This is a genomic window from Pseudoxanthobacter sp., from assembly GCF_036822375.1.
Classification (GTDB): domain Bacteria; phylum Pseudomonadota; class Alphaproteobacteria; order Rhizobiales; family Segnochrobactraceae; genus Pseudoxanthobacter.
This window is the reverse complement of sequence record NZ_DAISHT010000110.1, coordinates 1,680-11,373: the sequence shown is the minus strand read 5'-3', so window position 1 is coordinate 11,373 and position 9,694 is coordinate 1,680. Positions and strand designations below refer to the sequence as shown.

Genomic DNA, 9,694 nt, shown 5'->3' with positions numbered 1-9,694 from the left:
TGTTCAGCCTGACCAAGCAGGCCATCGAAACCGGCTTCATGGTGCCGCTGGCGGTGAAGCACACGGCGGAAGAAAACGAGAGCCACGTCTATATCGGCACCGTCAACTGGGCGCTCGCCGGCCTTTCCATCGGCACGGTGCTGCTGTTCCGCTCGTCCGATGCGCTGTCCCATGCCTACGGCATCGCGGTGGCGACGGCGATGATCACCACCTCGATCCTGTTCTTCAGCGCGCATTTCCGCCTGCGGCACTGGCCGCGGCCGGTGACGATCCTCGTGGCGATCTTCATCCTTGCCGTCGATCTGGTGTTCTTCCTGCCGAATCTGGGCAAGATCCCGACCGGCGGCGAGCTGCCGCTGGCGCTGGCGAGCTTCGCGCTCATCATCATGGTGTCGTGGCGCGGCGGCACCCGGCGCATCAGCGAGATCCTCACCCGGCGCGGGCATCTGGAGGTGGAGGATCTGGAATCCGCCACCCGCAATGCCACTGTGGTGCACCGCAGCGCGGTGGTGCTGTCGCGCACCTCGATCCGCGTTCCCGTTGCGCTCGGCCGCCTCAACCAGCTGCTCGATATCGGCTTTGAGCGCTATGTGTTCGTCTCCGTGAAGGTGGCCGGCCGGCCGCGCATCGGCCCGAGCGAGCGGCTGTTCATCGACCACCTGTCGAAGCGCATCGCGCGCGTGTCGCTGGTGGTCGGTTACATGCAGACCGTCAACCTGCCGGCCCTCGTGGCGCCGGCGCTGCGGGAAATCGGGCTCGATCCGTCGTCGGTCATCTATGTGGTGGGCCATGAACGCCCGCTGCCGCCGCGCCGGGTGCGTTCGGTCCGCGACCTGCTGGCCTTCGTTTTTGTCGTGCTGATGCGCAACGCTGCCCGCGTGGCCGACCGCTTCAACCTGCCGCCGAAGCGCACGCTGGAAGTCGGCTATCCGCTGAGCCTCGAAACGGCCTCGAAGATTGAGCCGGTGCGGCCCGGCGGCAAACCGACACCGCCGGAAGTGGTGATGTCGCGCCGCTAGCGGCAAACGGCACTGCGCCGGCCGGGCGGCGCCGGCGTCGCCCGGCGAGGCGGCCCCGGCTTGCGGTGCGCACGGCGTTGTGTGCCGGGCTCCACCGCGGGGCAGAGACGCGGAGCGTCGTTTCTGCACGCCGGGTGGACGATGATACTTGATGCGGAGCGGCGCTTTCCTCTGCCGGCGGCCGGGGAGAGGCTGCGATTGCGGACGGATACCATGAGCGAGCGCCACACCACTGCCCCCGCGGCCCACCGCCCGGCGGCCGCCAGCCACCGGCACGGTGCCGGGCCGGGCGGGCACGATCACGCTCATGACGACCACGACCACGACCACGATCATGACCATGACCACGACACGGGTCATGGCCATCGCAGCCACGGCCACAGCCATGGCCACAGTCACGGCCACAGCCACGGGTCGAGCAGCGAACTGCGCACGGCGGTCGCGGCCGGCATCACGGTTGCGTTCATGGGGCTGGAGTTCGTCGGCGGCCTGCTGTCCGGCTCGCTGGCGCTGGTGGCCGATGCCGCGCACATGGCCACCGATGCGGCCTCGCTGGGGCTGGCATGGTGGGCGTTCCGGCAGGTGCGGCGGCCGGCCAGCGGCCGCATGAGCTTCGGCCATCACCGCATGCCGGTGCTGATCGCCTTTGCCAACGGCATCTGCCTGATCCTGCTGACGGTGTGGATCGCGACCGAGGCGGTCACGCGCCTGCTGCATCCGGTGCCGGTGGCCTCCGGCCCGATGCTGGCGATTGCGGTGGCCGGCCTCATCGCCAATGTCGTGTCGTTCGCCGTGCTGGCGGCGGGCGAGCGCAATCTGAACATCCGCGGGGCGCTGCTGCACGTTGCCGGCGACATGCTGGGGTCGGTCGCGGCCATCGTGGCGGCGGTGATCATCTGGTTCACCGGGTTTGTGATGATCGATCCCATCCTGTCGCTGCTGGTGGCGCTGCTGCTGCTGCGCGCCACGGCGTCGCTGCTGCGCGAATCCGGGCACATTCTGATGGAGGGGGCGCCGGAGGGCGGCGAGGGCCCGCAGATTGCCGCCGATCTGGTGAAGGCGGTGCCGGGCGTGCGCGAGGTGCACCATGTGCACTCGTGGATGCTCAGCGAGGACCGCCCCCATGCCACGCTGCATGTGGTGGTGGAGGATGGCGGCGACGGCCCGGCCGTCGTGGCGGCCGTCAAGCAGCGGCTGCGCACGCGCTTTCGCATCGACCATGCCACCGTGGAGGTGGAACTGCCCGGCTGCTGCGCCGACGGCCCGCCGGGCGACGGGGCGGCTGCGCGGGCCGCCTGAGGGCGCGGCCGGCCTTTCGCCTTTCAGGGGGCGGGCGTGCCGGCCGGCGGGGCCTGCGTGGCGGCACGGCACAGCGGCGAGGCCGCGAAGGCGGCACGCACATGCTCGACGAGGGCGATGTCGCCGGCGGAAAGCCGGCGGATGGTGTCGATCGTCTCCGGCTTCGGCGGTGCCGCCTTCCCGCGCGCCGCGCCGACCTTCTCGCGCCGCTCGGGGATGGGGCCACGCCCCAGCGCCTGCCCGAGCGCGATGCGGAAGGCGCCGATCTGCTCCAGCGTGCCGGCCATGAAAACCTTTTCATCGATCGCGGCGCGTGCCGGCGCAAAGTCCGCCGTTCCGCCGAGGAACAGGCACTGCACGTTGAAGGCATCGCGCTCGCCGCGGTCGGCAAGCCAGGCCACATAATCGTCGATCGGCCAGGTCAGCAGCCGCGGCGACTTGTGCATCGGCGGCGGGTTTTCCGCCAGCGCCACCGACCGGAAGAAGTGGAACGACGACACGAACCGGTCCACCGGATCGCGCAGCAGCGTCAGCGGCAGGGCGCGGCGCCGGGTGGGGGGCATGTCGCCGAGGCCGACGTGGCCGGAGATGAGTTGCATGTCGTCGAGGCGGGCCGGATCGAAGCCGCGCGGGATCAGCCAGTGCCGCCCGCTGAAGCCCGCCTTCGCCTGCCGCCACAGGTGCGAGGCGGCAAAGCCGAGGCCATGGCGGCGCTTCTCGCGCACCTTGCCGATGAGGTGCTGGCGCAGGTGCAGATAGTGCTCCGCGCCGATCAGCGCTTCCAGCCCCGCGGCCAGCGAGGTGCCCCCGGTTTTGGGAATGTGGACGAACACCAGCACGTCGCCGGCGGGGTCATAGCGGGTCTGGTCGCACAGCATCGAAATCAGCGGCCTGTCTGTCTCTGTTCGCGGGCATCTTTAGCCGAGATCGGCGCCGTTGGGGATGGGCGGAAACAGAATTCGCGCGCGCCGGATGGCGCGCTGTGTTTCCCATGGGGAAAATAAAGCCTATCATGCGGAAAGTCGCGGCCCGGCTGCCCGGGGAAGGCGGCCGGGGCGGGCCGCATCCGGCAGGGGAGACTGGCGCATTGACGAGGCAGGAAGAGGGGGCTGCGGCCCGTGCAGCCGCCGCTGGCGCGGGCGGGAGGACGGAAGATGATCTGCTGACCGGCTCCGGTGCGCCTTCGGCCGAACACCGCACGCTGGAACACGCCATCGGCGCGCAGGTGCGGTCGTTCCGTCGCAAGCTCGATCTCACCGTTTCCGATCTCGCCGGGGCGGCGGGCATTTCGGTCGGCACGCTGTCGAAGATCGAGAACGGCCAGATATCGCCCTCGCTGTCCACGCTGCAGGCGCTGTCGGGCGCGCTGAACGTGCCCATCACGGCGCTGTTCTCGGCCTTTGAGGAAAAGCGCGGCTGCTCGTTCGTGCGCGCCGGGCAGGGCGTGGCCATCGACCGGCGCGGCACCAAGGTCGGCCATCGCTACGAGTTGCTCGGCCAGTCGCTCGGCGGCGGCGACGTGGTGGTCGAACCGTACCTGATCCAGCTTTCCGAAGAAGCCGAGCCCTATACGGCCTTCCGTCACGAAGGTGTTGAACTTATCTATATGCTGTCCGGCGAGGTGGTCTATCGCCATGCCGACCGGCTCTATCACCTGAAGCCCGGCGATACGCTGATGTTCGATTCGGCCGCTGCCCATGGCCCGGAACAACTTCTGGTGAGGCCGATGACCTATCTTTCTATCATCGTTTACCGGCGCGAGAGCGCCTAGCGCACGACGGACCGACATGACCGACTTCAGAGGCGTGCTGTGGGATATCGACGGCACGCTGATCGACAGCGAGCCGCTGCATCTGGCGTGCATCCGGCAGGTGAGCGAAACCTTCGGCTATGTGCTGCCGCGGGCGCAGGAGGAGCGCTTTCTGGGCTATGACCAGACCACGGTGTGGCTGGCGATTGCCGGTCATTTCGCCGGCCGGGTGAGCGAGGCCGACTGGAAGGAAGCGGTGCTGGCCGCCTATATCGCGCGTGCGGAGCGCGAGGCGCGGCCGTTCCTCGGTGCGCTGGAGGCGATCCGCAGTCTTGCCGCGGCCGGCGTGCCGCAGGCCTGCGTCTCCAACTCCGAACGCCGCGTGGTGGATGCCAACGTCGCCGCTCTCGGCATCGCGCCCTACCTGCAGTTCACCATCAGCCGCGATGACGTTGCGCTCGGCAAGCCGGACCCGCAGCCCTATCGCATGGGCTGCGAGCGCCTCGGCCTCGATCCCGCCCGCGGCATCGCGGTGGAGGACAGCGCTGCCGGTGCGCAGGCGGCCACGGCCGCCGGCCTGCATCTGGTGCGCGTGCCTGCCGATGGCCACACGGCCCCGCCGGAGGCCAGCCGCCTGCCGGATTTCCGGCGCGTGATGGGCCTGTTCGGCCTCGACGGCGCGTCTCTGGTCTCGCCGGCCGGCGCCTGACGGTCGGTGCCGCGTAGGAAGCGCCCCGGCAGCCGCGTTGAAAGGGCCGGGGGCGGTTTCAGAGCGGATTGACGATGGCAGCGCATGTCACGTTTCGCGGGCCGGCGCCGCGGCGCCGGGTTCTCTGCCCGTGCGGGCTGTCTGCGCGGCGCGCCGCAGCGCGGTGGAGCGGACGGGGCCCGGCGGGCGGGCGGCGATGGCCGGCCGTTGCTGTGCTGGCTGCGGTGCTGCTGCTGGCTGGGCTGCCGGCCGGCGGCCCCGCCATTGCGGGCGCGCTGCTGCGCCCGGCCGGCGAGGGGGGCGGGCCGGCTGCCGTCCTGCTGCCGCTGCAGCCGGTTGCCGATCTGCCGGCCGCACTGTCCGCGCAGCTGCCGCGCGTTTCCGCGGGCTGGGTCAGCGGCTGGTCGGTCGCCCTCGTGCCGCCGCGGCTGGCGATGAAGTCCGCGGCGCGCGCAGCCCTGCCGCCGGCGCTGCGCCCGCCGGAAGGCAACCCGGGATGGCCCGACAACGCCACCGTGCGGGTGGTGCTGCCGGTGGCGGTTGCCGGCGACCGGCTGCGGCTGCGCATCGCCAATCCCTACGGGTCCGCTGCGCTGTCGGTCGGTGCGGCCACGCTTGCGCCCGGCGGCGATGCCGCCCGTCCCGGGCCCGGCAGCCTGCGGCGCGTCACCTTCGGCGGGCGGCGCACCATCGTCGTGCCGCCGGGGGCGACGGTGCTCAGCGATCCGGTGCGCCTTGCTGTTGCGGCCGACGGGCGGGTCGTGGTGTCGCTCTATTTTTCCGGCCCCGTGCCGCGGCCGGCGGCCGCCCACGCTGCCCCGCTCGGCGGCCTCATGGTGGCCGGCAATGCCGCGGCCAGCCCGGCATTGCCCAACGGCGACGCTGTGAGCGAAGTGTGGTTCCTCGCCGGTCTCGATGTCGGCGGCAGCCGGGCGGCGGGCACGCTGGCGGTGATCGGCGATTCCCTCAGCGACGGCGGGCCGGATCGCTGGTCGTGGTGGCTTGGCCGGCGGCTGGCGGCGGCGGGGCGGCCGTTGGGCATCGCCAATCAGGCGGTTGCCGGCAACCGGCTGCTGTCGGCCGCGCCGGCCGCGGCGCCGGCCTCCGGCGAGGCCGCGCTCGCGCGGCTGCCGCGCGATGTGCTGGCCCTGCCCGGCCTGAGCGATCTCATCGTGCTGGAAGGCAGCAACGACATCGGCCTTGCGTCCGATGGCGAAACCCGGCCGGAGGCGGTCATCGCGGCCTATCGCCAGATCATCGCGCAGGCGCGCGGCCGCGGCGTGCGCGTTTTTCTGGGCACGCTGCCGCCGTTCGGCGCCGCGCGCTATCCGGGTTATTTCTCGCCGGCCAAGAACCGGGTGCGGCAGGCGGTGAATGCGTGGATCCGTACTGCCGGCGAGGCTGACGGCGTGATCGATTTCGATGCCGCGCTGCGCGACCCGATGCGGCCGCACCTGCTGAAGGCCGCCTTCGATGCCGGCGACGGACTGCACATCAATGCCGCCGGCCAGCGGGCTATGGCCGCGGCGGTGCCGTTGTCGCTGCTGCGCTGAGCGCCGGTTCAGGGCATGTCGGCTCGGGTCAAGTCAGGCCGGTTCAGGTCAGGTCGTCGCCGCATTCCGCCGCGATGGCGCGGCGCAGCCCGGCGGCGATTTCCGGCACAGCGGGATGCGGCGGCAGCGCGGCGCCGTCGATGGCGGCAACCGGCATAATCAGCCGCACGCTGTTGGTGAGAAAGGCAGCGCCCTGCGAAAGCCGGTCCGGATCGGGCGCTGCCTCGCGCACGGCGAGCCCGAGAGCGCGGGCCACCGCGATGACGGCGGCACGGGTGATGCCCTCCAGCACGCCGTCGGCCGGCGGTGCCGTCAGCAGGGTGTCGCCGCTGAACGCGAACAGGTTGGCAAGGGCCGAGCAGACCGGCATGCCGCGACTGTTGAGAAACAGCGCATCGTCGGCGCCGGCCTGCCGGGCGGCGGTGAAGGCCAGCACGTTGTCGAGATAGGCGAGGGTCTTGAGGCGCGCCGCGGGCGAGGTTTCGTTGCGGCGGATGGCGGCCGTGGCAAGGCGCACGGGGCTGAAGGCCAGTGCCGGGTTCCAGGGCGCAAGGCCGGCGATCAGGCGCGGCCGCGGCGCCTGCGGCGGCACGAGACCGCGCGGCCCGGACCCGCGCGTCAGCGTGAGGCGGATCACCGCCCGGCCGCCGCCGGCGGCGGCAATAAGGTCGGCCACCGCCTGCCGGGCCTCGCCGGCATCGGCGGCAAAGCCCAGTGCGGCGGCCGCCGCCTGAAGGCGTGCCAGATGGGCTTCAAGACGAAACGGCACCCCGCCGAACACGGCAAGCGTGTCGAACACGCCGTCGGAAAGCAGCAACCCGCGGTCGGCGAGATCGAACGGGCGCACCGCCGTTTCGCTCACGGTGCCGTCAAACCAGATCATCGGCGCCGGTGCTCCGCTGCGAGGTGGAGGAAATTGGCCAGAACCACGTCGCCATGGTCCGTCACGATCGATTCGGGATGGAACTGCACGCCGCAGGTCGGGTGATGGCGGTGGGCGAGGCCCATGATCTCGCCCTCGGGCGAGCGGGCGGTCACCCGCAGATGCGCCGAGGCCGCCGCATCCGTCTCGACGATCAGCGAGTGATAGCGCCCGACGCTGAGCGGCGAGGGCAGGGTGCGGAACAGGCCCTCGCCGTCGTGGGTCACCGGGGCGGCCTGCCCGTGCATCGGGCGGCGCGCGCGCACCACCCGGCCGCCGAAAACCTGCCCGATGGCCTGATGGCCGAGGCAGATGCCGAGCAGCGGGATCGTGCCGCTGAAGGCGGCAATGGCCGCGAGCGTGATGCCGGCTTCGTCCGGTGTGCAGGGGCCGGGCGAAAGCACCAGCGCATCCGGCCGCGCGGCGGCGATGCCGGCCAGCGACAGGGCATCGTTGCGCACCACGGTGACGCAGGCGCCGAGCACCGTGAAACAGCGCGCGATGTTGAAGACGAACGAATCGTAATTGTCGATCAGCAGCACCGACAGCGGGGCGGGCGTGGCCGGTTTCATGGCGCCTGCACCCCCGGCCTGCGGGCGGCCGCGAGAATGCGGCTCGCCTTGGTCACCGTCTCGTCGAATTCCGCTGCCGGGTCCGACAGCGCGGTGATGCCGCCGCCGGTCTGGAACACCGCCGTGTCGCCGGTGAAGGTGACGGTGCGGATGGCGATGTTGAAATCGAAGCTGCCGTCGAACCCGATCCAGCCGATGGAACCGCAATAGGGGCCGCGGCCGTGCCCTTCCAGTTCGGTGATGATCTCCATCGCCCGCAGCTTCGGCGCGCCGGTCACCGAGCCGCCGGGAAAGGCGGCTGCGAGCAGATCCAGCCCGTCCTTTCCGGGGGCAAGATCGGCGGTCACGGCGGAAACCAGATGATGCAGCCCGGCATAGCTTTCCACCCCGCACAGCACCGGCACCCGGACGGAGGCCGGCACCGCCACGCGCGAAAGGTCGTTGCGCATGAGATCGACGATCATCACGTTTTCCGCCCGGTCCTTGGCGCTGGCGGCAAGGGCGGCAGCGGCGGCGGCATCCTGCGCAGGGTCGGCGCTGCGCGGCATGGTGCCCTTGATCGGCCGGGCCTCGATGCGGGTTCCGTCGAGCCGCAGGAAACGCTCCGGCGAGGAGGAGGCAATCGCCACGTCGCCGAAGTCGAGACAGGCGGAGAACGGCGCCGGGTTGGCCCGGCGCAGCTCCAGATAATAGCCGGCCGGCGAGAAGGCCGCCGGCAGCCGTGCCGTAAAGCGGCGGGCGATGTTGGCCTGAAAGATGTCGCCGGCCAGCACATAATCGATGGTGCGGCGCACGGCCGCCTCGTGGCCGGCCCGCGTGCCCTCCGCCTGCCAGTCCGGCCCGTTGCCCCGCGGCGGCGCGGGCGGCGGCGGTGCGGCAAGGCGCGCCAGCAGCGCCTCGTGGCGGGCACGGGTGCCGGTGGAAACAAGCCGGGTTTCGCGGGTGACATGGTCCCACGCGATCACCCGGTCATAGACGCCGAAGGCCGCCTGCGGGCCCGGCGCCGCCACGGCCGGGGCGGGCAGGCGCTCAAGGCAGCCGGCGAACTCATAGGCAAAAAAGCCGGCGGCACCGCCCTGAAACGGCGGCAGCCCGGCCCGGGCCGGGCGGCGGAAGGGGGCGAGGCGGGCGCGCAGCGCCGCCAGCGGCGGCCCGGCGCAGGGCTCGCCGTTCCACAACAGCCGGCCGCGTTCCACGCGCACGGTCGCGACCGGGTCGGTGGCGAGATAGGAATAGCGGCCGAGGGTCGGGTGCTCCATGGCGCTGTCGAGCAGGCAAAGGCCCGGTTCGCCGGCAAACCGCGCAAAGGTTGCCGCCGGGTCCAGCCAGCCGAGATCGGTCACATGCAGATCAGTCACATGCAGATCGGTCATATCGAGACCCGCCGCAGGGCGATCCGTTGCCGGGAGATCGGTTTCATTGCGCGTCACGGGCGCCCGTCCGCCTCAGTTCTCTTTCCGTTGCGGCCCGTCGCCGCCCGCGCCGCTGCGCTGCACGGCGCCCGGTCGCCATCCGCCTTCCCGCGATGTGACATGCCGGCGGCGCCGCAGCAAGCGGCCCGTGGGGCAGGCGGCCGGGACGGCGGCAAGGCGCCCGCCGCGTGCTGCCGGCCTGAGCCGGGGCCCGCTTTTCCGGGGCGGACGAGATGTCGTCTGCCGGCAAAAGGGGGGCGTGCTCGGGCGCCACGAGGGCGGGCAACGACAACGCCGGCGCAACATGAGCGGCCGGACTGTTCCGGCGGGCTTTTGCAGCCGACCGTCACGTCTGCCTGCTGACGCAGCCGCAGCCGTTCTGCGGGCCGGCGCGCTGCGCGCGAAACTCTTGCCGGCAGGGTCCGTCGGCGGCCGGGGCGGCATGGCGCCCGACAGCA

9 protein-coding genes are annotated in these 9,694 nt (G+C 71.6%); 5 read left to right on the top strand and 4 right to left on the bottom strand.

What is annotated here, in order from left to right; genetic code table 11:
* The coding region (locus V7067_RS11240; RefSeq protein ID WP_334175994.1) for a KUP/HAK/KT family potassium transporter at nt 1-1,019 on the top strand (1,019 nt) is incomplete at its 5' end.
* Between the two features lie 198 nt (nt 1,020-1,217).
* Nucleotides 1,218-2,318, top strand: a complete 1,101-nt coding sequence (locus tag V7067_RS11235; protein ID WP_334175993.1) for a cation diffusion facilitator family transporter — start codon at nt 1,218-1,220, stop codon at nt 2,316-2,318.
* Between the two features lie 23 nt (nt 2,319-2,341).
* On the opposite strand, the gene V7067_RS11230 is transcribed toward V7067_RS11235, so the two are convergent.
* The gene (locus tag V7067_RS11230; protein ID WP_334175992.1) at nt 2,342-3,196 is read right to left on the bottom strand and encodes a hypothetical protein; all 855 of its coding nucleotides are present in this window, start codon (nt 3,194-3,196) and stop codon (nt 2,342-2,344) included.
* Between the two features lie 281 nt (nt 3,197-3,477).
* Between V7067_RS11230 and V7067_RS11225 the strand changes: the two genes are divergently transcribed.
* The 3 genes from V7067_RS11225 (at nt 3,478) to V7067_RS11215 (ending at nt 6,330) form a co-directional block, all read left to right on the top strand.
* Nucleotides 3,478-4,089: an XRE family transcriptional regulator gene (locus tag V7067_RS11225; RefSeq protein ID WP_334175995.1), complete on the top strand. Its 612-nt coding sequence runs from the start codon at nt 3,478-3,480 to the stop codon at nt 4,087-4,089.
* 16 nt (nt 4,090-4,105) lie between these two features.
* A complete protein-coding gene (locus V7067_RS11220) occupies nt 4,106-4,777 on the top strand; it encodes an HAD family phosphatase (protein ID WP_334175991.1) in 672 nt (223 codons plus the stop codon).
* 224 nt (nt 4,778-5,001) lie between these two features.
* A complete protein-coding gene (locus V7067_RS11215) occupies nt 5,002-6,330 on the top strand; it encodes a GDSL-type esterase/lipase family protein (protein ID WP_334175990.1) in 1,329 nt (442 codons plus the stop codon).
* 43 nt (nt 6,331-6,373) lie between these two features.
* Here V7067_RS11215 and V7067_RS11210 read toward each other — a convergent pair whose 3' ends face one another.
* Genes V7067_RS11210 through pabB form a run of 3 tightly spaced genes read right to left on the bottom strand, consistent with a single transcriptional unit; the run spans nt 6,374 to nt 9,197 of the window.
* Nucleotides 6,374-7,213 (bottom strand): aminotransferase class IV, encoded by an 840-nt coding sequence (locus V7067_RS11210; RefSeq protein WP_334175989.1) that lies wholly within the window; start codon nt 7,211-7,213, stop codon nt 6,374-6,376.
* On the bottom strand, nt 7,210-7,824 hold the full coding sequence (locus tag V7067_RS11205) for an aminodeoxychorismate/anthranilate synthase component II (protein WP_334175988.1): 615 nt from the start codon (nt 7,822-7,824) through the stop codon (nt 7,210-7,212). The genes V7067_RS11210 and V7067_RS11205 overlap by 4 nt, the downstream gene beginning before the upstream one ends.
* Nucleotides 7,821-9,197: an aminodeoxychorismate synthase component I gene (pabB, locus tag V7067_RS11200; RefSeq protein ID WP_334175987.1), complete on the bottom strand. Its 1,377-nt coding sequence runs from the start codon at nt 9,195-9,197 to the stop codon at nt 7,821-7,823. The genes V7067_RS11205 and pabB overlap by 4 nt, the downstream gene beginning before the upstream one ends.
* Between the last annotated feature and the right edge of the window lie 497 nt (nt 9,198-9,694).